Annotated in this window: 20 protein-coding genes; 14 read left to right on the top strand and 6 right to left on the bottom strand. The window is 41.0% G+C overall.

What is annotated here, in order from left to right; translation table 11 throughout:
• Window positions 1-57: 57 nt before the first annotated feature.
• Window positions 58-297: a DUF2627 family protein gene (locus LZD48_RS00945; RefSeq protein ID WP_235760859.1), complete on the bottom strand. Its 240-nt coding sequence runs from the start codon at window positions 295-297 to the stop codon at window positions 58-60.
• A gap of 202 nt (window positions 298-499) precedes the next feature.
• Between LZD48_RS00945 and LZD48_RS00940 the strand changes: the two genes are divergently transcribed.
• The 7 genes from LZD48_RS00940 to LZD48_RS00910 all read left to right on the top strand — a co-directional run bounded on the left by LZD48_RS00940 (window position 500) and on the right by LZD48_RS00910 (window position 9,021).
• Window positions 500-2,536 (top strand): sigma 54-interacting transcriptional regulator, encoded by a 2,037-nt coding sequence (locus tag LZD48_RS00940; RefSeq protein WP_235760858.1) that lies wholly within the window; start codon window positions 500-502, stop codon window positions 2,534-2,536.
• Between the two features lie 91 nt (window positions 2,537-2,627).
• A complete protein-coding gene (locus tag LZD48_RS00935) occupies window positions 2,628-3,722 on the top strand; it encodes a Leu/Phe/Val dehydrogenase (protein WP_235760857.1) in 1,095 nt (364 codons plus the stop codon).
• Between the two features lie 34 nt (window positions 3,723-3,756).
• Window positions 3,757-5,178 carry a dihydrolipoyl dehydrogenase gene (gene lpdA / locus LZD48_RS00930; protein WP_235760856.1) on the top strand — a complete coding sequence of 474 codons (1,422 nt, stop codon included), beginning with the start codon at window positions 3,757-3,759 and terminating at the stop codon, window positions 5,176-5,178.
• A gap of 29 nt (window positions 5,179-5,207) precedes the next feature.
• Window positions 5,208-6,209, top strand: a complete 1,002-nt coding sequence (locus LZD48_RS00925; RefSeq protein WP_235760855.1) for a thiamine pyrophosphate-dependent dehydrogenase E1 component subunit alpha — start codon at window positions 5,208-5,210, stop codon at window positions 6,207-6,209.
• A gap of 5 nt (window positions 6,210-6,214) precedes the next feature.
• On the top strand, window positions 6,215-7,198 hold the full coding sequence (locus tag LZD48_RS00920; protein WP_235760854.1) for an alpha-ketoacid dehydrogenase subunit beta: 984 nt from the start codon (window positions 6,215-6,217) through the stop codon (window positions 7,196-7,198).
• An 18-nt stretch (window positions 7,199-7,216) separates the two neighbouring features.
• Window positions 7,217-8,473: a dihydrolipoamide acetyltransferase family protein gene (locus LZD48_RS00915; RefSeq protein ID WP_235760853.1), complete on the top strand. Its 1,257-nt coding sequence runs from the start codon at window positions 7,217-7,219 to the stop codon at window positions 8,471-8,473.
• Window positions 8,474-8,589: 116 nt separating this feature from the next.
• On the top strand, window positions 8,590-9,021 hold the full coding sequence (locus LZD48_RS00910; protein WP_235760852.1) for a BrxA/BrxB family bacilliredoxin: 432 nt from the start codon (window positions 8,590-8,592) through the stop codon (window positions 9,019-9,021).
• 133 nt (window positions 9,022-9,154) lie between these two features.
• On the opposite strand, the gene prli42 is transcribed toward LZD48_RS00910, so the two are convergent.
• Complete coding sequence (prli42, locus tag LZD48_RS18675; protein WP_255770215.1) at window positions 9,155-9,322, bottom strand: stressosome-associated protein Prli42; 168 nt, start codon at window positions 9,320-9,322, stop codon at window positions 9,155-9,157.
• 87 nt (window positions 9,323-9,409) lie between these two features.
• Between prli42 and LZD48_RS00900 the strand changes: the two genes are divergently transcribed.
• The 5 genes from LZD48_RS00900 (at window position 9,410) to LZD48_RS00880 (ending at window position 15,959) form a co-directional block, all read left to right on the top strand.
• Window positions 9,410-11,050, top strand: coding sequence for an acyl-CoA mutase large subunit family protein (locus tag LZD48_RS00900; RefSeq protein ID WP_235760851.1), 1,641 nt, complete (start codon window positions 9,410-9,412; stop codon window positions 11,048-11,050).
• A 14-nt stretch (window positions 11,051-11,064) separates the two neighbouring features.
• Window positions 11,065-11,886 carry a methylmalonyl-CoA epimerase gene (gene mce / locus LZD48_RS00895; RefSeq protein ID WP_235760850.1) on the top strand — a complete coding sequence of 274 codons (822 nt, stop codon included), beginning with the start codon at window positions 11,065-11,067 and terminating at the stop codon, window positions 11,884-11,886.
• Entirely contained in the window at window positions 11,886-13,445 is a 1,560-nt protein-coding gene (locus tag LZD48_RS00890) for an acyl-CoA carboxylase subunit beta (protein ID WP_235760849.1), read from the top strand. The genes mce and LZD48_RS00890 overlap by 1 nt, the downstream gene beginning before the upstream one ends.
• Window positions 13,446-13,478: 33 nt before the next feature.
• On the top strand, window positions 13,479-14,597 hold the full coding sequence (locus tag LZD48_RS00885) for a M20/M25/M40 family metallo-hydrolase (protein WP_438822737.1): 1,119 nt from the start codon (window positions 13,479-13,481) through the stop codon (window positions 14,595-14,597).
• A gap of 105 nt (window positions 14,598-14,702) precedes the next feature.
• Window positions 14,703-15,959: a DNA polymerase IV gene (locus LZD48_RS00880; RefSeq protein ID WP_235760847.1), complete on the top strand. Its 1,257-nt coding sequence runs from the start codon at window positions 14,703-14,705 to the stop codon at window positions 15,957-15,959.
• Between the two features lie 126 nt (window positions 15,960-16,085).
• On the opposite strand, the gene LZD48_RS00875 is transcribed toward LZD48_RS00880, so the two are convergent.
• The 4 genes from LZD48_RS00875 to LZD48_RS00860 all read right to left on the bottom strand — a co-directional run bounded on the left by LZD48_RS00875 (window position 16,086) and on the right by LZD48_RS00860 (window position 20,503).
• The gene (locus tag LZD48_RS00875; RefSeq protein ID WP_235760846.1) at window positions 16,086-17,456 is read right to left on the bottom strand and encodes an aldehyde dehydrogenase; all 1,371 of its coding nucleotides are present in this window, start codon (window positions 17,454-17,456) and stop codon (window positions 16,086-16,088) included.
• A 36-nt stretch (window positions 17,457-17,492) separates the two neighbouring features.
• Entirely contained in the window at window positions 17,493-18,410 is a 918-nt protein-coding gene (rnz, locus tag LZD48_RS00870; protein ID WP_235760845.1) for a ribonuclease Z, read from the bottom strand.
• Window positions 18,411-18,821: 411 nt separating this feature from the next.
• Entirely contained in the window at window positions 18,822-19,544 is a 723-nt protein-coding gene (locus LZD48_RS00865) for a glycerophosphodiester phosphodiesterase (RefSeq protein ID WP_310739766.1), read from the bottom strand.
• A 38-nt stretch (window positions 19,545-19,582) separates the two neighbouring features.
• Window positions 19,583-20,503, bottom strand: a complete 921-nt coding sequence (locus LZD48_RS00860; RefSeq protein ID WP_235760843.1) for an aldo/keto reductase — start codon at window positions 20,501-20,503, stop codon at window positions 19,583-19,585.
• 133 nt (window positions 20,504-20,636) lie between these two features.
• Between LZD48_RS00860 and LZD48_RS00855 the strand changes: the two genes are divergently transcribed.
• Together LZD48_RS00855 and LZD48_RS00850 are read left to right on the top strand one after the other, a co-directional pair.
• Entirely contained in the window at window positions 20,637-21,182 is a 546-nt protein-coding gene (locus LZD48_RS00855; RefSeq protein WP_235760842.1) for an NUDIX hydrolase, read from the top strand.
• Window positions 21,182-22,366 carry an endonuclease Q family protein gene (locus LZD48_RS00850; RefSeq protein ID WP_235760841.1) on the top strand — a complete coding sequence of 395 codons (1,185 nt, stop codon included), beginning with the start codon at window positions 21,182-21,184 and terminating at the stop codon, window positions 22,364-22,366. The genes LZD48_RS00855 and LZD48_RS00850 overlap by 1 nt, the downstream gene beginning before the upstream one ends.
• The last annotated feature ends 46 nt before the right edge of the window (window positions 22,367-22,412 follow it).

Here is a 22,412-nt window from a genome sequence, read left to right as displayed (position 1 = left end):
CTACTTATCATATCATAAATTCATATATAATTACGATAAAAAGTTAATAAATTTTGTTTATTCACCCTTAACAGAGGAATTCTTCTCTTTTGCTTTGTTTTTTCGATCGCGAAAAACGATAAAACCTCCAAGAAAAGCGATTCCAGCAAGGAATAAGGCTAATCCGACAACAAATTGAATCCATGAATAAATGAAAATGGTATAAAAATCGTTGAATAATGTATCCCGCATTAATTTAATTCCAATGGCAGCAATGATGCCAGGGATTAATAGGATGCCAATTGCTATATTTCTCATGTTCATTCCCCTTTAAAAATCTCTAAAGTTGTTCTATCTATAGAGTATAGCAAAAATAGGCATAGAAATAGAACAAAATCATTCAAAGGGAAATGTTTTATACACAATAATGCAGTAGTTATCATAATCAACTAATCATTGCCAATTCATTCACGATAACGTATGATATAAGTATGCAAGATAATGCAAAGGTGGTGAATTGATGAAAAAAGTACTTATTGTTGGTGCCGGAAAAGGTGGGACGGCATTGATTCATATCATTCACTCCACAACCACTATGAAAATTGTGGCAGTAATTGATCACAATGATGATGCACCCGGTCTTGCATTAGCTAATAAGTTACAAATACAAACCGGAAGTGATTGGAGAGCCTGGGTCGATAAATCGATCGATATCATTATTGAAGCTACAGGCGATCAGACTGTCCTTGAAGAACTGATCCGTTCGAGAAGAGAACAGACAGTTGTTGTTCCAGGCTCCGTGGCCTACATTATTTCTGAACTTGTAGATGAAAAAGATGTACTGCTTGAGCAAATTAAGCAGCAAAGCGATGATCAGGAATTGATTCTTAACCATATTCGTGACGGAATGATTGTTATCGACAAGGAAGAGAACATTCAATTTGTGAATGAGAAAGCGGCAGAGATTGTCGGGCATCCGAAAGATGCATTTATCGGCAAGCATATAAGACACATTATAAAAAATTCACGTCTACCAAATATACTTCAAACAAAAGAAAAAGAAATTAATCAGAAGTTTCCATTAGAAAATGGAAAACAGATTATTTCCACACGGATACCTTTAATTAGTGAAAACGGTGATTTAATTGGAGCGTTTACTGTATTCAAAGACATTACCGAAGTTGTTAAGTTAGCAGAAGAGAACACCGATTTAATCGAGCTGAAAAATATGTTAGAAGCGATCATTAAATCTTCAGACGCTGCAATAAGTGTTGTTGATGAACATGGTAATGGCATCATGATTAATCCTGCCTATACAAGAATAACTGGACTAACAGAAGATGATGTGATTGGAAAACCAGCGACAGTAGACATCCATGAAGGGGAAAGCATGCACATGAAAGTGCTGCAAACTGGTAATGCCTATCGTGGGGTCCGGATGAAAGTTGGCCAGAAAAAAAGTGAAGTCATTGTAAATGTTGCACCGGTCATTGCCAAAGGTAAAATTCAAGGAAGTGTCGGCGTCCTGCATGATGTCTCGGAAATTCAAGCACTGACAAATGAACTGGAACATGCGAGGCGAATTATACGCAGTCTGGAAGCAAAATATACGTTTGATGATATTATCGGTTCATCACCTGAAATGCAACTGGCACTTGAACAAGCGAAAGTTGGAGCGAAGACGCCAGCAACAGTTTTGCTAAGAGGTGATTCTGGTACGGGGAAAGAGTTGTTTGCCCATGCGATTCATAATGAAAGTGACCGCAAACAAAATAAATTCATCCGTGTTAATTGTGCCACAATGAATGAATCATTGCTTGAAATGGAATTATTCGGTTATGAATCACGTGAATCGCCCAAAAGTAAAGTAGGTGCCTTCGAAGCAGCGGATGAAGGAAGTGTCTTTCTTGATGAAATTGGTGAGTTATCTTTAGATATGCAGTCTAAACTTCTCCGGGTTTTAGAGGAGAAGGAGATTATTCGTGTTGGTGGAAAACAAGCGCTTCCAATTGACGTCCGGATCATTACTGCAACGAATACAAATTTGGAAAAAGCAATCAGTAATCGGACATTCAGAGAGGATCTTTACTACCGTTTAAATCGTTTACCTATTTTTATTCCATCTTTAAGTGAACGTGTATCTGACATTCGCGAACTGGCAGAGCATCTCATTTTGAAACTTAATGAAGATTACCGCAGAGATGTCAAGCATATTAGTGAAGAAGCAATTGAAGTGCTCGAGCAATACCAGTGGCCGGGGAACGTAAGGGAGTTGGAGAATATGATTGGTCGCGCGATGATTTATATGGATAATCAGGAAGAAGTAATTAAAAAAGAATACTTACCGAAATTACTGCAATCATCTTCCACGCTAAAGCAATCCAATCTCATGTTCCCGGAGTGGGACTCTTTAACAGACGCTGTAGATGGTTTTGAGAAAGATTATATCTATAAAGTATATAAAAATAATGGATTTAATAAAACGAAAACTGCTCAAGCATTAAATATTTCAATTCGAAACTTATATTATAAAATTGAGAAATACCAGCTTGAATGATACTTAGGGCTAAATGGTTATTAAAGCGCTTACATTCAATCGATCTTCGTATGAATAATAATCTTTTTATGAAATTTGGGAGGAATGGGAAATGGAATTATTTAAATCAATGGAAAAATATGAGTATGAACAATTAGTGTTTTGCCAAGATAAGGCATCAGGACTAAAGGCAATTATCGCGATTCATGATACAACGCTGGGACCTGCGCTTGGAGGAACGAGAATGTGGACGTATGATTCAGAAGAGGCAGCGATTGAGGATGCGCTTCGCCTTGCCAAAGGGATGACATACAAAAATGCTGCAGCCGGACTCGATTTAGGTGGTGGGAAGACGGTTATTATCGGAGACCCGAAAAAGGACAAAAATCCAGAATTATTCCGTGCTTTCGGACGTTTCATTCAAGGGTTGAACGGACGCTATATTACTGCTGAGGATGTAGGCACAACAACAGAAGATATGGATCTTATTCATCTGGAAACCGAGTTCGTAACGGGAACCTCACCGACTTCGCCTGACGCAGCCGGCAACCCGTCGCCAATAACTGCTTATGGAATTTATAAAGGAATAAAAGCAACAGCGAAAGAAACATTCGGTTCTGATTCCTTAGAAGGTAAAACAATTGCCGTTCAAGGAGTTGGTAATGTCGCTTATTCGCTTTGTGAATATCTCCATGATGAAGGTGCTGAATTAATCGTGACGGATATTAATGAAGCAGCGGTTCAAAGAGCTGTAGAAGCGTTCGGAGCAACAGCTGTTGGACCGGATGAAATTTATAGTGTTGAATGCGATATATTCACTCCTTGTGCATTAGGTGGGGTTATTAATGATGAAACGATTCCTCAATTTAAAGCGAAAATGATTGCCGGCTCAGCAAATAACCAGCTTGCAGAAGAAAAACATGGTGACATCATCCATGAAATGGGAATTGTTTATGCACCGGATTATGTTATTAACGCAGGTGGAGTTATTAATGTTGCGGATGAGCTTGCCGGTTATAATAAGGGAAGGGCTTTAAAGAAAGTTGAGGTTATCTATTCCAACCTGGAACGTGTCTTTGAAATTTCCAGAAGAGATAATATCCCGACTTACGTTGCAGCTGACAGAATGGCTGAGGAACGAATTAAAGCGAAACGGGAATCACGCAGCCAATTCTTAACGAATGAGCGATCAATTTTAAATCGTTAAGATTGGAATGGAGACCGGAAAGGAGTAATGGACGATGGCAGAGGATTACGATTTAGTCATATTAGGCGGAGGTACGGGTGGATATGTCGCAGCCATTCGGGCTTCCCAGCTTGGATTAAAGACAGCAGTCGTTGAAAATAAGAAGCTCGGAGGAACTTGTCTCCACCAGGGCTGTATCCCTTCTAAAGCTTTATTGCGCAGTGCTGAAGTATATCGTCAGACAAAAGAAGCCAGTGAGTACGGCATAGAAACGAAGGATACAACAATTAACTTTACAAACGTACAGGCAAGAAAAAATACGATTGTTGAGCGCTTGCATCAAGGTGTACAGGGACTGATGAAAAAAGGTGAAATTGATGTTTATCAAGGATTTGGAAGAATTCTTGGACCAAGCATCTTTTCTCCGATGCCTGGCACGATATCGGTCGAATACGCCAATGGAGATGAAAATACAATCTTAACTCCTAAAAACGTCATCATCGCAACTGGATCACATCCGCGTTCGTTGGATGGATTAGCATTTGACGGGAAGCAAGTCTTATCTTCAGACGATGTCTTGCAGCTGGATGAACTTCCAAGCTCTGTACTCATCATTGGCGGTGGGGTAATTGGAATTGAATGGGCATCCATGCTGAATGACTTCGGAGTGGAAGTAACGGTCATTGAATATGCAAAACAAATTTTACCGACGGAAGACGAGGCAATTGCTAAAGAGATGGAACGCCTGCTTCAGAAGAAAGGCATTACCTTTGTAAAAGAAGCGAATGTCCTTCGTGATACATTGGAAATTGCAGACGAAGTTTCCATCCAAGCTGAAGTGAAAGGTATAGCAACAACATATCAAGCGGAAAAAATTCTCGTATCAGTCGGAAGAACGGCTAATGTAACAAACATTGGACTTGAAAATACGGATATTCAGGTGGAAAATGGTTTCATTAAAACAAACTCATTCATGCAAACGAAAGAATCTCATATTTATGCGATAGGCGACGTTATCGGTGGCATGCAGCTTGCCCATGTCGCTTCTTATGAAGGAATAAGGGCGGTTGAGCATCTGGCGAATGAAAATCCGTTGCCACTTGATTATGAAACGATTCCAAGCTGCATCTATTCCAGTCCAGAAGCGGCTCATGTCGGTTTGACGGAGAAGGAAGCGAAGGATAAGGGCTACAATGTGAAAATCGGTAAGTTCCCGTTCCAAGCAGTCGGTAAAGCATTAGTCTATGGTGAATCTGCGGGTTTTGTAAAAATAATCGCGGACGTCGATTCGGATGATTTATTGGGCGTTCACATGATCGGTCCACATGTCACAGATATGATTTCAGAAGCAGGACTTGCAAAAGTTCTTGATGCAACACCATGGGAAATTGCAACTGGTGTACACCCGCATCCTACGCTCTCAGAAGCAATTGGCGAAGCAGCACTTGCTGTCGATGGTAATCAGATCCACGGCTAAGGATAGAAGAACAAAGGAGTGATTAAAAGATGAGTTCAAATCGTCATCAACAAGCAGGTTTAACAGATGAACAGGTACTTGATATGTATAAAACGATGCTGCTTGCAAGGAAAATTGATGAACGGATGTGGCTGCTGAACCGTTCAGGTAAGATTCCCTTCGTTATATCTTGTCAAGGTCAGGAAGCAGCACAGATTGGAGCTTCTTTTGCTCTAGATCGGGAGCGGGATTGGAGTGCGCCATATTATCGCGACTTAGGTGTCGTTTTGGCGTTCGGTATGACAGCAAAAGATTTAATGCTTTCCGCCTTTGCGAAAGCGGAAGATCCAAATTCAGGCGGCAGACAAATGCCAGGACACTTTGGCCAAAGGAAAAACCGGATATTAACTGGCTCTTCTCCCGTTACAACACAGCTGCCACATGCAGTAGGTGTTGCTTTGGCTGGTAAAATGGAGCATGAAGATTTTGTTTCTTTTGTTACACTTGGTGAAGGTTCAACAAACCAAGGGGATTTCCACGAAGGTTTGAATTTCGCTGGTGTACACAAACTCCCTGTTATCACGATGGTTGAAAACAATAAGTACGCCATATCTGTCCCATTCGAACGTCAGGTTGCGAGTGAGAACGTGTCAATCCGTGCTAAAAGTTATGGCATGCATGGCGTCACCGTTAATGGTAATGATCCGATTGAAGTTTATTCCGCTGTTAAAGAAGCGCGGGAGCGTGCGGTTAACGGTGATGGCCCGTCACTTATTGAAGCAGTGACATATCGCCTTACAGCTCACTCGAGTGATGATGATGATCGCACATATCGAGAAAAAGAGGAAGTGGAGGAAGCGAAAAAAGATGACTGTATCCTTACTTTCTCTACTTACTTAAAGGAATCCGGTGTACTTACAGAGAAAAGAGAAGAACAGATTAAACGTGAAGTACAGGAGATAGTAAACGAAGCAACTGAATATGCAGAACAAGCCCCTTATGCAGAGCCAGAACATGCATTACGCTACGTTTACGAAGAACAGGAGGGATAAGAGAAATGACAGTTATGTCTTATATACAAGCGGTAACTACTGCATTACGAGAAGAAATGCAACGTGATGAAAAAGTATTTATACTCGGTGAAGATGTTGGTAAAAAAGGTGGTGTATTCCGGGCGACGGATGGGCTTTACGATGAGTTTGGCGCCACGCGCGTCCTGGATACCCCACTATCCGAATCAGCAATTGCCGGCGTTGGAATCGGCGCTTCAATGTATGGGTTGCGTCCGGTAGCTGAAATGCAATTTGCAGACTTCATCTTGCCGGCATTCAACCAGATTATTTCGGAAGCAGCTAAAATCCGTTATCGTTCCAATAATGACTGGCAGGCGCCAATTACAATCCGAGCTCCATATGGCGGTGGTGTACATGGTGCTTTATATCATTCTCAATCTGTCGAAGCGATGTTTGCGAACCAGCCTGGACTTAAAATTGTCATGCCATCAACCCCTTATGATGTAAAAGGATTGCTTAAAGCAGCAATCCGTGATAATGATCCTGTGTTATTTTTTGAACATAAACGCGCATATCGGCTCATCAAAGGGGAAGTACCCGAAGATGACTATGTTCTTCCGATTGGAAAAGCAGATGTGAAGCGGGAAGGGGATGACATCACGGTTATTACGTATGGGCTCGGTGTACACTTTGCCCTTCAAGCAGCAGAGAAACTTGCTGAAGAAGGCATCGAAGCTCATATACTCGATTTACGAACAGTTTATCCGCTTGATCAGGAAGCAATTATTGAGGCGGCAACAAAGACCGGAAAAGTGTTGCTCGTTACAGAGGATAATAAAGAAGGAAGCATTATTGGGGAAGTGGCAGCAATAATAGCTGAGAATTGTCTGTTCGACCTGGATGCACCAATTAAGCGTCTTGCTGGACCGGATGTTCCAGCCATGCCTTATGCTCCCACTATGGAAAAATACTTTATGATCAACCCGGAAAAAGTCGAGAAAGCGATGCGTGATTTAGCCGAATTTTAAGCTTTAGGAGGATGAAAAATGGCCTTGGAAAAAATTACAATGCCTCAGCTCGGGGAAAGCGTGACAGAAGGTACAATTACAACCTGGCTTGTTCAGCCCGGGGATAGTGTTGAGAAGTATGATCCAATTGCAGAAGTAATGACAGATAAGGTAAACGCTGAAGTACCATCTTCTTTTTCAGGAGTGATTAAAGAACTTGCTGCAAATGAAGGAGATACTATTGCGGTTGGTGAGGTAATGTGTCAAATTGAAATAGAAGGCGGGGGCGCACTTCCTGAGAACGAGCAAACATCAGCAGGAAATGAAACAACAGAAACTATTTCTGCTGAACAGAAGGACGCAACGATGAAGAAAAGATTTTCTCCGGCTGTTTTATCATTAGCCCAGGAAAATAATATTGATTTAAATGTAGTGGAAGGTTCTGGGCGTGGTGGACGGATTACGAGAAAAGATATTGAGAAAATAATCGCCTCCGGAAACATTCCGCAACGGGAAGCAACGCCAGGGGCAAAAGAGTTCCAGGAGATACAGCAAAAAGTGAAACGTTCAGTTGAACCTGCAGTTCGAACGAAGACTGGTGACATTGAAATCCCGGTGACTGGTGTAAGGAAAGCGATTGCCCAAAAAATGGTCACATCGGCTCAAGAGATTCCACACGCCTGGATGACGGTGGAGACAGATGTAACCGATCTTGTTAACTACCGTAATGCGGTTAAGAATGAGTTTAAACAACAAGAAGGCTATAATTTAACTTTCTTTGCATTTTTTGTTAAAGCTGTAGCGCAGGGCTTAAAAGAATTCCCGCAGCTTAACAGTACATGGGCCGGGGATAAAATTATCCAACGTAAAGCAATCAATATTTCCATTGCAGTAGCGAGTGATGAGGAGTTATTTGTTCCAGTAATTAAAAATGCTGACGAGCTGTCGATCAAAGGTATTGCCCGCGAAATCACCGAGTTAGCCCAGAAAGCAAGAAATGGTCAATTAACGGCTGAAGATATGAGTGGTGGCACGTTTACAGTGAATAATACAGGCACATTTGGATCGGTACAATCGATGGGAATCATCAATCATCCACAAGCAGCAATCCTGCAAGTGGAATCGATCGTTAAACGTCCGGTAATTATTCATGATATGTTTGCAGCAAGAGATATGGTTAATCTCTGCTTATCATTAGATCATCGTGTGCTAGACGGGTTGATCAGCGGCAAGTTCTTGAGAAGAGTAAAGGAAATTCTTGAGAATACGAATGAAGATACGACTACTATTTACTAAGAGTTCGTTAGGAAGGGATTTTTAGGAATTTATTTAATTGAAATTACTAATATTCCCTGATAAGCTAAATATGTATTTAGACTAATTTTATTTTAATTGGGAAAGGAGAGTTTGTGATGGATTTTAACTTGTTTATGAATGATATTGTCGACGCTGCTCGTAAAGATATAACTGAAGCTGGTTTTCAAGAGCTCAGAACACCGGAAGAGGTGGATGAAGCGCTCAAACAAAAAGGAACAACACTTGTCATGGTTAACTCGACATGTGGATGTGCAGGAGGTATTGCTCGTCCAGCTGCAGGCACTTCCATTCATTATGATCGACGACCGGATCACTTGGTAACCGTATTTGCTGGTCAGGACCGGGAGGCTACAGAGCGGGCAAGAGAATATTTTGAAGGGTATCCGCCATCATCCCCATCTTTTGCGTTACTTAAGGACGGAGAAATTGTATCGATGCTGGAACGTCACGATATCGAAAACTATAGCCCTATGGAAGTAATGATTAAACTCCAAGCATTATATGATGTGCACTGTGAAGAGGTCTAACCGATTTTAATAGAGACTGACGGTATTTAGTCAGTCTCCTTTTTACTAGAGTCTTACATAACATAATAAATTAAAAAAGACCGGTCTGATTCACCAGTCTTTGTAAGTTCATAATATTTAGTATTAGGATTCATTAAAACGCGAAGGCGGCCAATCCGTATGTGAATGTTGACAACAACATGAGGATAATCATGACATATACAATAATTTTTGTCCTGCGCTGACGTTTTGATTGTCTTTTTGAATAAGATTGTTTGGACAATTCTCTGACCTCCTTATCACAATTACTACTCTTAAACATTTTAACGTGAAATTGCTCATTGGACAAGTGTAAAGATTTCGGAAAATGAATTTGTCATGGATTTGTTGGAGAATGGGGGAAAATTATATGCCGGAAAAGTATAATCACGAGAAAACAAAATGGGAAGAAGATGTTAAGAAAACATTAAAGCGCTTTCCTGAGCGTAAGAGAGCGTTTCATACATCATCTGAGATCCCGATTGACTATTTGTATGGATCAAAGGAAGCGAACTATCCGTTAGGGTATCCGGGGCAATATCCTTATTTACGTGGGATTCAACCGACCATGTATCGCAGCAGGTTATGGACGATGCGACAATATGCGGGATTCGGTTCAGCAATCGAAACGAATAAAAGATTTCGTTATTTGTTAGAACAAGGGCAAACAGGACTTTCCGTTGCATTTGACTTACCGACGCAAATTGGCTATGACTCAGACGATGCGATGAGTGAAGGAGAAGTCGGTAAAGTAGGAGTAGCAATTGATACATTAGCTGATATGGAAAAACTGTTGGATCAAATTCCACTTGATCAAGTAAGTACTTCGATGACAATCAACGCTCCTGCAGCTATTCTTTTATGCATGTATATTGCAGTAGGAGAGAAGCAAGGGGTATCTTCAGAAAAGCTTACTGGAACGATTCAAAATGATATTTTAAAAGAATATATTGCAAGGGGTACATATATTTTCCCGCCAAAACCATCGATGCGATTAATTACAGATATATTCGCCTATTGTCAGGAGAATTTGCCTAAATTCAATACGATAAGTATTTCCGGTTACCATATTCGGGAAGCCGGTTCGAATGCCGTCCAGGAAGCTGCATTCACAATTGCGAATGGAATGGCTTATGTTGACGCCGCAATCGAGTCTGGACTTGATGTGGATTCATTCGCACCGCGCCTGGCTTTCTTCTTTAATGCCCATAATGAATTCTTTGAAGAGATTGCTAAATTCCGGGCAGCAAGAAGAATTTGGGCAAAAATAATGAAAGAACATTATCATGCGAAGGATCCAAAGAGCTGGAAATTACGATTTCATACCCAAACAGGCGGCTCAACATTAACCGCGCAGCAACCGGATAATAATATTGTCCGTGTAACCATGCAAGCTCTTGCGGCAGTCCTAGGCGGCACACAAAGCCTGCATACAAACTCACGTGATGAAGCTTTATCATTGCCGACAGAGGAGTCTGCAAGAATTGCTTTACGGACCCAACAGATTATTGCCCATGAAAGTGGCGTTGCGGATACGGTAGACCCGCTTGGCGGTTCTTATTATGTGGAAGCGTTAACAGATGAACTCGAAGAAAAGGTAATGGATTATTTAGACCGGATTAAAGCGTACGGAGGTGCCGTACAAGCGATTGAAGAAGGATATATGCAACGGGAAATCCATCATAACGCGTATGAAACTCAAAAGCGGATTGAGAGTGAAGAAGAAATCATCGTCGGTCTTAACCAATTTAAAGTGGAAGAAGAGGTTAATCCTGATCTGTTGAAAGTAGATGAGGAGCTTGAGCAAGCCCAAATAAATAATCTGCAGCAAATCCGCGGAGAACGAAATCAAAAAGAAGTGGACCGCAAGCTGCAAGCATTGCGTACAAATGCAAAAAATCAGAAGGAAAATTTGATTCCGTATATATTAGATGCTGTAAAAGCATATGCTTCCGTCGGAGAAATTTGCCGCGTGTTACGTGATGAGTTTGGGGAGTATACAGGATTTTAAGGGGGGAAGGTATCGTGAGAAAAATTAGAATACTAATAGCTAAGCCTGGACTCGATGGGCATGATCGCGGAGCTTTAGTTATTGCTCAAGCAATGCGTGACCACGGAATGGAAGTAATTTATACCGGTCTTCGTCAATCACCTGTACAAATTGCAACAGCTGCAGTTCAAGAAGATGTTGACGTTGTTGGTTTATCCTCCTTATCCGGAGCCCATAATACGCTATTTCCAAAAGTACTGGAGGAACTTGAGAAACGAAATGCAGGCGATATTCCAGTGATTGGCGGAGGGGTTATTCCGAATGAAGATATTCCGTTTCTGCTTGAAAAGGGCATTAAACGTATTTTCACTAGCGGTTCACCAACGGAAGAAATGGCTATTTATTTAAAGCAGCTTCTACGACCGGAAGAAACACCAATCCCACCGAAACAGATTGCTCATCTCGGGATTGCGGTTAAAAAAATCGAAGAAGTATTACCTTTTTATACCAATGCGATAGGTCTCGAGGTAGAAGCAATTGAAGAGGTAGAGTCAGAAGGTGTTAAAATAGCATTCTTAAAAGTTGGAGAAACACGAATTGAATTACTCGAACCGTTACATGAACAATCTCCTATAAACTCTTTTCTTGCGCAGCGGGGAGAAGGTGTCCATCATATCGCTTTTGAAGTGGAAGATTTAACAAGCAGACTCTCCAAATTAAAAGAAAAAGGTGTTCGGCTTATCAATGAAGAATCGAAGCAAGGCGCAAACAATAGTCAAATCGCGTTCATCCATCCGAAAGAGGCGCATGGTGTCTTAGTTGAGTTATGTGAGCATCCAGAAGGAAGTGAAGACTGATGGATATATATGATAAGATTAATGAATTATATGATAAACGGAGAGAAGTCGAACTAGGCGGTGGTGACGAACGGATCAAGAGGCAACATGAAAAAGGTAAAATGACTGCAAGGGAACGGATCGATTACCTTTTGGATGAGGATACATTTGTTGAACTGAATCCTTTTGTCGAAACCCGCACCTCTGACTTCAGTATGAACGGTGATTCGAGTAACAAAGGTGAAGGTGTGGTAACCGGATACGGGAAAATAGAAGGGAGATCTGTCTATTTATTTGCCCAAGATTTTACGGTGTATGGTGGTGCACTTGGAGAAATGCATGGGAAGAAAATTGCAGCTGTTATGGATCTTGCAGCAAAGACGAGAGTGCCGTTTATCGGACTGAGTGATTCAGGTGGTGCGCGAATCCAGGAAGGTGTTTCCTCTTTGGATGGTTATGGACAGGTGTTTTACCGTAATTCCATTTATTCTGGTGTCATTCCGCAGATTTCAGTTATTATGGGGCCAAGTGCTGGTGGTGCCGTCTATTCACCGGCAATCACTGATTTTGTTATTATGGTGGAGAAGACGTCTCAAATGTTTATTACAGGGCCGAAAGTGATTGAAACTGTCACGGGAGAGAAGATATCCTCAGAAGATTTAGGGGGAGCATACATTCATAACACGAAAAGTGGAAATGCCCATATCAAGACTTCAACTGAAGAAGCAGCTCTCGATTCGGTCAAAAAGCTACTATCTTATATTCCGGCAAATTTTGAGGAAAAATTAAAGCCGCTCCCCTATGAAACGAAAAGCATGGAAGAAGAATTTCGTCCAGCTCTGACTGATCTTGTTCCATTTGATCCCGTTCGGCCATATGATGTGAAAAATATAATTGAGAATATTGTTGATACGGACAGTTTTTTTGAAATACATCAAGACTTTGCTAAGAATATTGTTGTTGGCTTTGCCCGGATAAAAGGGGAAGCGATTGGTCTCGTCTGTAATCAGCCGAAGTATATGGCCGGTGGACTAGATATCGATTCAAGTGATAAGGCATCTCGATTTATTCGTTTCTGTGACTGCTTTAATATACCAATTATTACATTTGAAGATGTTACTGGATTTTTCCCTGGTGTCAAACAGGAACATGGTGGTATTATACGACATGGGGCAAAGATTTTATACGCTTATTCCGAAGCAACCGTTCCGAAAATTACCGTGATTACAAGAAAAGCATTTGGCGGTGCGTATGTTGCTTTAAATAGTAAGTCAATCGGTGCGGATCTCGTTTATGCATGGCCGAATGCTGAAATTGCTGTCATGGGGCCTGAAGGAGCGGTTAATATCATTTATGGTAGGGAAATTGCAGAAAGTGATAATCCTGAGAGCTTGCGCGCTGAGAAAATCGCAGACTACCGCGAGAAATTCGCGAATCCTTATGTAGCAGCAGGTTTAGGAATGGTTGATGACGTCATCGATCCTAGAGAGACGAGAATCAAGCTCATCCAAGCCTTGGAAATGCTGCGGGATAAACAGGAGGAACGCCCTCATAAAAAGCACGGGAACATCCCCTTATGATGTAATAAAGGACCTGGAGGCTAAAAGATGGATATAGTAAATGAAACAAGATTAGTCGAGGAATTCCTTGAACTCGTTCAAGTGGATTCCGAAACAGGACATGAAGCAGAAATTGCATCCGTCCTTAAAAAGAAATTTACTGATCTTGGTGTGGAAGTGATGGAAGATAATGCAAAGGAAAAGACAGGACACGGAGCAGGGAATTTAATTTGTACACTGAAAGGGACTAAATCGGATATAGATACTATTTACTTCACATCCCATATGGATACTGTCGTACCAGGTAATCATATTCAACCCATAATCGAGGACGGGTTTATTAAATCAGACGGCACGACCATTCTCGGCGCAGATGATAAAGCTGGCCTTGCAGCAATTTTAGAAATGATTCGTTTATTACAAGAGCAGCAAGTCGAGCATGGTGATATTCAATTTATCATTACAGTCGGGGAAGAGTCCGGTCTGGTTGGTGCAAAAGCATTGGACAGTTCCTTGATTCATGCGTCATACGGCTATGCAATTGATAGTAATGGCGAGATTGGTGACATCATTGTTGCAGCTCCGAATCAGGCAAAAATTTTCGCAACTGTAAAAGGCAAAACCGCCCACGCAGGGGTCGAGCCAGAAAAAGGTGTCTCTGCGATTACAATAGCAGCTAAAGCAATATCCAAAATGCCGCTTGGTAGAATTGATGAAGAAACAACTGCAAACATCGGCCGCTTTGAAGGTGGACAACAAACGAATATCGTTGCGGATCATGTAGATATCATTGCAGAAGCTCGTTCTTTAGATCGGAAAAAGCTTGATAAACAGACAGCCGCAATGAAAGAAGCGTTCGAACACGCAGCAAGCGAACTTGGTGGTGAGGCGGAAGTAGAAATAAAACTGATGTACCCTGGTTATAAACAAGAAAGCGGGGACCAAGTGGTGGAAGTTGCTAGGAGGGCTGCAAAAGCAATTGGTAGAGAAAGTAAATTGCTGAAAAGCGGCGGTGGCAGTGATGCTAATATCATTGCCGGTTTTGGGATTCCAACGGTGAATCTCGCAGTAGGGTATGAAGAAATCCATACGACAAAAGAAAGAATCTCTGTAGATAATTTGCGTAAGATTACAGAACTCATTACAGCAATTGTTATGGAGACAGCAAAATAACAATACAATCAAGCATCCATTGCCCTGTGAATAGGACGTAATGGATGCTTTTTCTATGCTATACTTATAGTAAGAGTAACAACCAATCAGTAAAGGGTGGTTAACATGTCTACGTTGCAGCGAACAGCAAGAAGAAGAATCATTTTTCATATAGACATGAACAGTTTTTATGCCTCCGTTGAAATGGCCTTCAATCCAGATCTTAAAGGAAAGCCTGTCGCTATCGCGGGAAATCCTGAAGAAAGAAAAGGGATTATTGTAACGAGCAGCTATGAAGCAAGGGCGAAAGGGGTCCGGACAACGATGACGGTTTGGCAGGCGAAAAAGCTTTGCCCGGAGCTCATTATTTTGAAACCAAATTTCCAACGTTACCGGGCCGCTTCAAGTGAAATCTTTCGGATGTTGTCTGAAATAACGCCACTTGTTCAACCGGTCTCCATTGATGAGGGGTATTTGGATGTAACAGATGTAGAGAGTCTAGGTACCCCGGTAGAAATTGCACAAAACTTACAAAATCGCATATTGAATGAACTTGATTTACCGTGCAGTATCGGTATTGCCCCAAATAAATTTCTGGCTAAAATGGGTTCAGACCTCAAAAAACCCCTTGGTATAACAATTATTCGCAAACGGGAATTATCTAAAACATTATGGCCGCTTCCCATTGATAAAATGTATGGTGTGGGGGAAAAGACAGCAGAAAAGTTAAAAGCAATAAAGATTCACACGATTAAAGATCTGGCAGAAGCAGATGTTTATGAGTTACGCCAATTGCTTGGAATTAACGGCGAACGACTAATCAATCGGGCAAATGGTATTGACAACAGGGAAGTCGACCCTGATGCGATATTTGATTTCAAGAGCATTGGCAATTCACAAACCTTACCTTATGATACGACGAGCCATCAAGAGATTTACCAATTGCTTGATAAGCTTTCTGAAAAGGTGATTAGCCGCATGAAACGAAAAGAAGTCGTTGGAAAAAGTGTGCAAATTATGATTCGTTATCATGACCGGAAGACGGTTACGCGAAGCAGGAAGCTGGATACATATATCGATGAAAAATCAGAATTATTACCGATTGCGACTGAGTTATTTGAAAATCACTGGAACGAAGAACCAATCCGGCTGTTAGGTGTGACCGCTCAGCATCTGGAAGATAAGCGTAACGTTGGAGAGCAGCTTGATTTATTTACCTATGAAGAAGCTGTAAAAAAAGAGAAATTAGAGCAGACGGTAAAGAAATTAGCGGATAAATTTGGCGTGGGTACATTTAAAACATTACCTAGCAAGCAAGACAACGACTCTAACAAATTCACAACAAGCTTTCAAAAAGACTTCCTTGATGACTTTAAAAAATAATGTTACGCACTCTGTGTATCTCTCACAGAAATCCGCAGTCCCATGGGAATGAGCGCATGGGCTGCGGAGCTCGAAAGGACGTTTATAAATAAACCAAGAACATTTGTGACATCAGTCATGAGCGGGTCATTTCATGATTCTCTTTACAACTGAAGTGTTCAGCTTGCTTCCTTGGTAACGGAATGGAAAATCAAATTTCGTTGTTTGTTTAAGAATACCTTTTTGATGGGTGAATGTATCAAAGCCGTATTGGCCGTGATAGGCACCCATCCCGCTTTGGCCCACACCGCCAAAGGGCAAGAATGGATTGCCTAAATGGTAGACAGCGTCGTTAATCGCACCCCCTCCAAAGGAAATAAACTCGATAACTTGCTGCTGGATTTTTTCATTTTCACCGAAATAATAAAGAGCAAGCGGTTTTTCTTTGCGCTTGATTTTATATAAGGCATCTTCAATATTTCGAAACGTAAGGATAGGTAGGAGAGGACCGAAAATTTCTTCCTGCATAATCGGGTCATCCCATGTCACTTTATCCAGCACGGTCGGCTCGATTAAACGCGTATCTGGTTCATATCCCCCGCCATGAATCACTTTTTCTTGATCAATAAAGTTTATCAATCGGTTGAAATGCTTCTCGTTTATGATTTTCGTGTAATTCTCATTGTATAACGGATGTTTTCCAAATAACGATTTAATTTGTTTGACGAGAGCTTTCATAAATTTAAATTTGACATCATCGTGAACATACAGATAATCCGGAGCCACACAAGTTTGTCCTGCATTAGTGAATTTTGCCCACGTAATTCGTTTGGCAGCAAGATTTACGTTGGCATCAGAATCAATGATTGCTGGACTCTTCCCACCCAGTTCAAGTGTTATCGGTGTTAAATGTTCACTTGCTGCTTTCATCACAATTTTTCCAACGCTTGTACTTCCTGTGAAAAAGATATAATCAAATCGTTCTCCGAGGAGGGTCTGTGTCGTTTCGACTCCATCTTCCACGACCACAATTAAAGAAGGATCAAACGTATCCTGAATGAGCGTACTTAGCAATTGGGAAGTTGCTTTTGCATGTTCAGATGGTTTAATCATCACACAGTTTCCAGCCGCAAGCGCTGCTATTGCTGGTGCAAGGGCAAGGTGCAGCGGATAGTTCCAAGGTGAAATAACGAGCACAACCCCGTAAGGCTCTTTCATAATATAGGATTTTGACCCTTTATGCGAAAGCGGGGAAGGTACCTTTTCTGGCGCCATCCATGCCTTTAAATTTTTTAATGTAAAATCAATTTCGGAATATAAAAAGCCTAATTCTGTTACGAAGGCCTCATGTTTTGACTTGTTGAGATCCTGTTTTAAAGCATAATAGATCTCTGTTTCATTTTCTTTAAGCATACTTTTCAATTTTAATAAACTTTCTTTGCGATATTCAAATTCAAGCGTATTCCCGTGAATGAAGAAGGTTCGCTGATTTTCTAGTAATTCTGGAATATAATTCATTTTTATCTCTCCTAAAGTCCGTGTAACGCTTATCTATTACCTGATATTGTGATGATAAAAATCGTTTGCAAGCTCCGTATCCGGGAAAATTACTCGTGCTTCCTGCAGTAAATCCTCATCGTCTTCTTGCTGATACCGTGATGAAATATGAGTCATGATCAACTGTTTCACATTGCCCTCTTTTGCAAGAGTAGCGGCTTGCTTCGTTGTGCTATGAAAGTATTGAAACGCTAAATCTTCCTGTTCCGCCTTGAAGGTTGCTTCATAGATTAAAACATCAGATTGTTCAACAAATGTAGTAAAGCTTGCGCTATAACGGGTATCTCCCATTACAGTAACGATTTTCCCCGGTTTATCCGGTCCAATGAAATCTTTGCGGTATAGTATACCGAACTGTTCCGTATTGATATATTCATTATTTTTAATTTTACCGTATAAAGGTCCTGGTGGAATACCTTTAGCTTGTAATTTGCTTGCAAGTAATTCTCCAGGTGAATCTTTTTCAACAATTCGGTAACCGAAACTTGGGACGCCGTGGTCCAGCTCCTTTACATAAATCGTAAAGTTATTTTCTTTAATCACGGATCCGTCTTTTATTTCAACAATTGTAATCGGATAGTTGAGATGAGATTTACTGATACGGAGCGCCGTTTCGACATAATCACGTAATCCAGTTGGGCCGTAAAGCGTAACCGCATCATCCCCTCCTTGGAAGGAGCGGCTGCTTAACAGGCCTGGCAGACCGAAAATATGATCGCCATGTAAATGGGTGATAAATATTTTGTTTATTTTCCTCGGTTTTATTGAGGTGTGTAGTATTTGGTGCTGGGTTGCTTCTCCGCAATCAAATAACCAAATTTGGTTCTCTTCCTGCAGGAGTTGCAAGGCAATAGCTGATACATTTCTTCCTTTTGAAGGAAGGCCAGCACCAGTACCAAGAAATGTGATTTCCATGCGATTTCCTCCGCGATAAATAGTTTACATATTCATTCAACATACCTAGCCTGATACGGCTAGATATACTTATACTTTCATTCAGCGTAAGTGTCCGAAACTCACTTCTGGACTGCTACCAGGGAAAACTTAATTTGGAACGCTATTTATTATTCCAAAGATATATTTTTTTCGTGACATGGCACTGGAATAAATGCTATTAATAATAATCATCCCAACCAGTTCAGTTGCCCGGTGGACGGTGACTCCTGCGGGAATAGCACGAGTCTGGAGACCCCGCAGGGCGGCAGCCCGAGGAGCTCTAGCAGTGCCCAAGGATGCGCATCCGTCCACCGGGCAACTGAACGGCGATTAGAGAGCATTTCAAGAGAACGTGCAAATCACTTACGCTGAATGAAAGCGATGGATGGTTTATTTAAAAATATTTCGGATATGGTGTGCTTTATCTGGGACATCGGTAATGATGCCGGAACAATGAAGTTTCAAGCATTTTTTAATCGAGATCGTACGATTTACAGTATAGACCCGGATAGGAAGATGGGCTGCTTCACATGCTTTGACTAAAGAAGGTGTAAGCAGCGTATGCTTGACATGTAGAGAGCTTGCTCCTAATTCTTTAGCATAGTCTGCAAGATTAGGGTGTTTTCCTGACCGGAGAAAAGCAACATCTAAAGTATGATCGAGCTGCCTCATCCGTTTGACACTTTCTGGATTGAAGCTTGAAATTGTCGTGCGCTGCTTTACTTGGTATTTTCTGATTGCATCAAGCACTTTTATTTCGATATCTTCATAGTCTATTTTATTATTTTTCAGTTCCAAATTTAAATGTAACGGCTTATCACTGGCCCACTCTAAGAATTCTTCAAGTGTCAAAATTCGTGTTCCAATGAATGTAGCTGCAAAATAAGCGCCAGCATCCAAGGTCTTTAGTTCTTCCAAATGATAATCTTTAATATGACCTCTTCCATTTGTCGTTCTCCGTAAATCCTCATCATGAATCAGAATTGGAATGCCGTCTTTTGTTAATTGTATATCCGTTTCGATTCCGTCTGCTTCCATTTGATAAGCAAGGCGAAAAGCAGGCAGCGTATTTTCTGGTGCATATTTACTTGCTCCGCGGTGAGCGAATATCATCGTCTGCAATTGATCCATCCTTTCGAAATCAGATAGGCTTATACCCGATGCTGCTCATAGATATTTCGTTTTGTATGTTCTTTTAACTTTACATACAAATCTTCCGGTAAATCAGCGGTTAAATCAGCCGCTGTATTTTCCATGACCTGTTCTTTCGTGCTTGCTCCAAATGTGATTGTTGTAACGGCAGGATGTTGTAGGACATATTTTAATGCTAGTTCGTTCATTGGCATTCCTCCAGCGAGTTCTGCTATAGCTTCAGCCGTTTCCAGCAGCTCGGTCTGATTGTAGTCCAGAAAGCCTTTTGCTGCTTTCTTTGTAATATTTTCTTTATAATATGTACTCAACATGCCTTTCGCTAGTGGTCCTCTTACAATCGCACTGATTTGATTCGATTCCAGCTGCTTTAAGACATTTTCTTCGGGTCTCCGGTCGAGCAAGTTATATTGCAGCATCACACCATCAATAGAAGATTTGTTAATGAACGTATCAATCACATTCGGTCGAATGGAGGAAATTCCGTAAGCCCGGATCAATCCATCTTGTTTCAATTCTTCCATCGCTTCAATCGTTTCTTCTATTGGATCATCCAATGTTCCGCCGTGAAGCATGAAGAAGTCAATATAGTCGGTCTGGAGCCGTTTTAAGCTTTCTTTCGCTGCTTGTACGATATATCCTTTTGAAGGATCCCAGAACCAGTCCTTCGTTTCTTTCGAGAAGTGGTTCCCAGCTTTTGTAGTTAAGATTATATCTTGTCTTCTATCTTTAATAATCTCCCCGATAATTTCCTCGTTCAATCCAAAATCATATAAATCTGCTGTATCAAGATGATTAATTCCTTGTGCTAATGCAGTATCGATAATTTCTTTTGCTTTATTTTTATCTTGTCCAAGGGACATACAACCGAGAGTAAGCTCAGATACATAAATATCAGATTTCCCTAATTGATTTCTTTTCAATTAAAACACCCCGCTAATTCATAACTTATCCCCATTATAAGGAAGTTTCGTGACATACGCCAATCAGTTAGTAGTTTTAAGGAATAAATATATGATAAAATGGGGAATAAAAGAAAGAATGAAGGAGATAACAATGAATAACTTTGAAGAGAAAACAATCCATACAGAAAAAATATTCAACGGAAAAATTATTGACTTGCAAGTGGATGATGTTGTCTTGCCAAACGGGGAGAATTCGAAGCGGGAAATCGTCAAACACCCGGGAGCTGTAGCAGTTATCCCGATTACAAAAGATAACAAAATCGTATTCGTGAAACAATATCGTAAACCACTTGAAAAAACATTAGTGGAGATACCAGCAGGGAAATTGGATAATAATGAGCAACCACTGGCGGCAGCAATTCGTGAACTGGAGGAAGAGACGGGTTATACGACGAAAGAATTGAATTTTGTCACATCATTCTACTCATCTCCAGGTTTTGCTGATGAACTTGTTTATATATACGTTACCGATACATTGGAAAAATTGGAGACGCCAGTTCCAGGGGACGACGATGAATTTGTTGAAATTGTTGAATTAACTTTGGACAAAGCGAAACAATATGTCGAGGAAGAAATGATTCATGACGCCAAAACAAATTATGCCGTTCTCTACTTACATGCGCTAGGGAGGATGTAATGCAATTATCATCGTATTTTGTAGATTTGCATATTCATATCGGCAGGGATCATGCTAATCGTCCGGTAAAAATTACCGGAGCAACGTCACTTACTTTATCCAATGTTTTAAAAGAAGCAGATGAGAAGAAAGGATTGGATATGGTTGGCGTCATTGATTGTCACGTACCTGCCGTGCAAGCCGAAATTCAGGAACTAATTGATACAAAGCAGGCTTTAAGCTTGAGTGATGGTGGGATTCGGTTCAAGCAAGTGACGTTGATTCTCGGTTCAGAAATTGAAATATATGATGAAAATTGCAAAGGACCAATTCATGTTCTTTGCTTTTTCCCAACACTTGAAAGCATTAGCACCTTTACTGCCTGGCTTAAAGAACGAATGACAAATATTAATCTGAGCTCCCAAAGGTACTATGGTTCTGCAAAGGATTTGCAGTATAAAGTAAAAGAGTTATCCGGCTTATTTATTCCTGCTCACATATTTACCCCATTCAAAAGTTTATACGGTAAAGGGGTAGAGCGGTCTCTACGGGAAGTACTGGATGATTCGCTGATTGATGCGGTTGAACTTGGTCTTAGTTCGGACACGTATATGGTTGAGGGCATCGATGAGCTTCACCCTTATACATTTTTAACAAACTCTGATGCCCATTCATTAGGAAAGATGGCGAGGGAATATCAGGAAGTCCTCATGGAAACACCGAGCTTCAAGGAGCTTTACTATGCAATCCACCAAGTCGAAGGAAGAAAGGTCGTTCGTAACTTCGGCATGAATCCGCGTCTTGGGAAGTATTATCATACGGTTTGTAAAAACTGCTTGCATCCTGCGCCAAAAAATGAATCGTGCAGTAATTGCGGTTCCTTGAAACGGATAAACGGTGTAAAAGAACGGATCGATACGTTAAAAACGAATGAAAATACGAGAGAACGTCCTGTTTATATTCATCAAGTCCCACTTGACTTCATCCCTTCTCTAGGTCCGAAAACTTATACAAAACTATTAACTGCATTCGGTACGGAAATGAATATCATCCACCGGGTAAGCAAGGAAGAGTTGGAAGTGATTGTTCCGGCTAAACTTGCCGACATGATAATAACCAACCGGAATGGAGAATTGCAAATAGCTGCAGGTGGCGGCGGTAAATATGGGAAAGTGATTACTGGAGAGAGTGATTCCAGCGAGTAAGTGTTTTCGGAACGTGAGTCTATTAATGAGTTCTATTTAAAGATAG

It is taken from the genome of Oceanobacillus alkalisoli, assembly GCF_021556485.1.
Classification (GTDB): Bacteria; Bacillota; Bacilli; order Bacillales; family Amphibacillaceae; genus Oceanobacillus; species Oceanobacillus alkalisoli.
The sequence above is the reverse complement of the archived record's forward strand: the minus strand, read 5'-3'. Positions and strand labels throughout refer to the sequence as shown.

Bases quoted from the DNA above. Each gene is read 5' to 3' on its own strand.
- LZD48_RS00880 (WP_235760847.1), top strand. From the start codon at position 14,703: ATGTCTACGTTGCAGCGAACAGCAAGAAGAAGAATCATTTTTCATATA.
- LZD48_RS00910 (WP_235760852.1), top strand. From the start codon at position 8,590: ATGGATTTTAACTTGTTTATGAATGATATTGTCGACGCTGCTCGTAAA.
- LZD48_RS00890 (WP_235760849.1), top strand. From the start codon at position 11,886: ATGGATATATATGATAAGATTAATGAATTATATGATAAACGGAGAGAA.
- LZD48_RS00940 (WP_235760858.1), top strand. From the start codon at position 500: ATGAAAAAAGTACTTATTGTTGGTGCCGGAAAAGGTGGGACGGCATTG.
- LZD48_RS00945 (WP_235760859.1), bottom strand. From the start codon at position 297: ATGAGAAATATAGCAATTGGCATCCTATTAATCCCTGGCATCATTGCT.
- LZD48_RS00850 (WP_235760841.1), top strand. From the start codon at position 21,182: ATGCAATTATCATCGTATTTTGTAGATTTGCATATTCATATCGGCAGG.
- LZD48_RS00865 (WP_310739766.1), bottom strand. From the start codon at position 19,544: ATGATATTCGCTCACCGCGGAGCAAGTAAATATGCACCAGAAAATACG.
- LZD48_RS00855 (WP_235760842.1), top strand. From the start codon at position 20,637: ATGAATAACTTTGAAGAGAAAACAATCCATACAGAAAAAATATTCAAC.
- LZD48_RS00920 (WP_235760854.1), top strand. From the start codon at position 6,215: ATGACAGTTATGTCTTATATACAAGCGGTAACTACTGCATTACGAGAA.
- prli42 (WP_255770215.1), bottom strand. From the start codon at position 9,322: ATGTTTAAGAGTAGTAATTGTGATAAGGAGGTCAGAGAATTGTCCAAA.
- rnz (WP_235760845.1), bottom strand. From the start codon at position 18,410: ATGGAAATCACATTTCTTGGTACTGGTGCTGGCCTTCCTTCAAAAGGA.
- LZD48_RS00915 (WP_235760853.1), top strand. From the start codon at position 7,217: ATGGCCTTGGAAAAAATTACAATGCCTCAGCTCGGGGAAAGCGTGACA.
- LZD48_RS00875 (WP_235760846.1), bottom strand. From the start codon at position 17,456: ATGAATTATATTCCAGAATTACTAGAAAATCAGCGAACCTTCTTCATT.
- LZD48_RS00925 (WP_235760855.1), top strand. From the start codon at position 5,208: ATGAGTTCAAATCGTCATCAACAAGCAGGTTTAACAGATGAACAGGTA.
- lpdA (WP_235760856.1), top strand. From the start codon at position 3,757: ATGGCAGAGGATTACGATTTAGTCATATTAGGCGGAGGTACGGGTGGA.
- LZD48_RS00900 (WP_235760851.1), top strand. From the start codon at position 9,410: ATGCCGGAAAAGTATAATCACGAGAAAACAAAATGGGAAGAAGATGTT.
- LZD48_RS00935 (WP_235760857.1), top strand. From the start codon at position 2,628: ATGGAATTATTTAAATCAATGGAAAAATATGAGTATGAACAATTAGTG.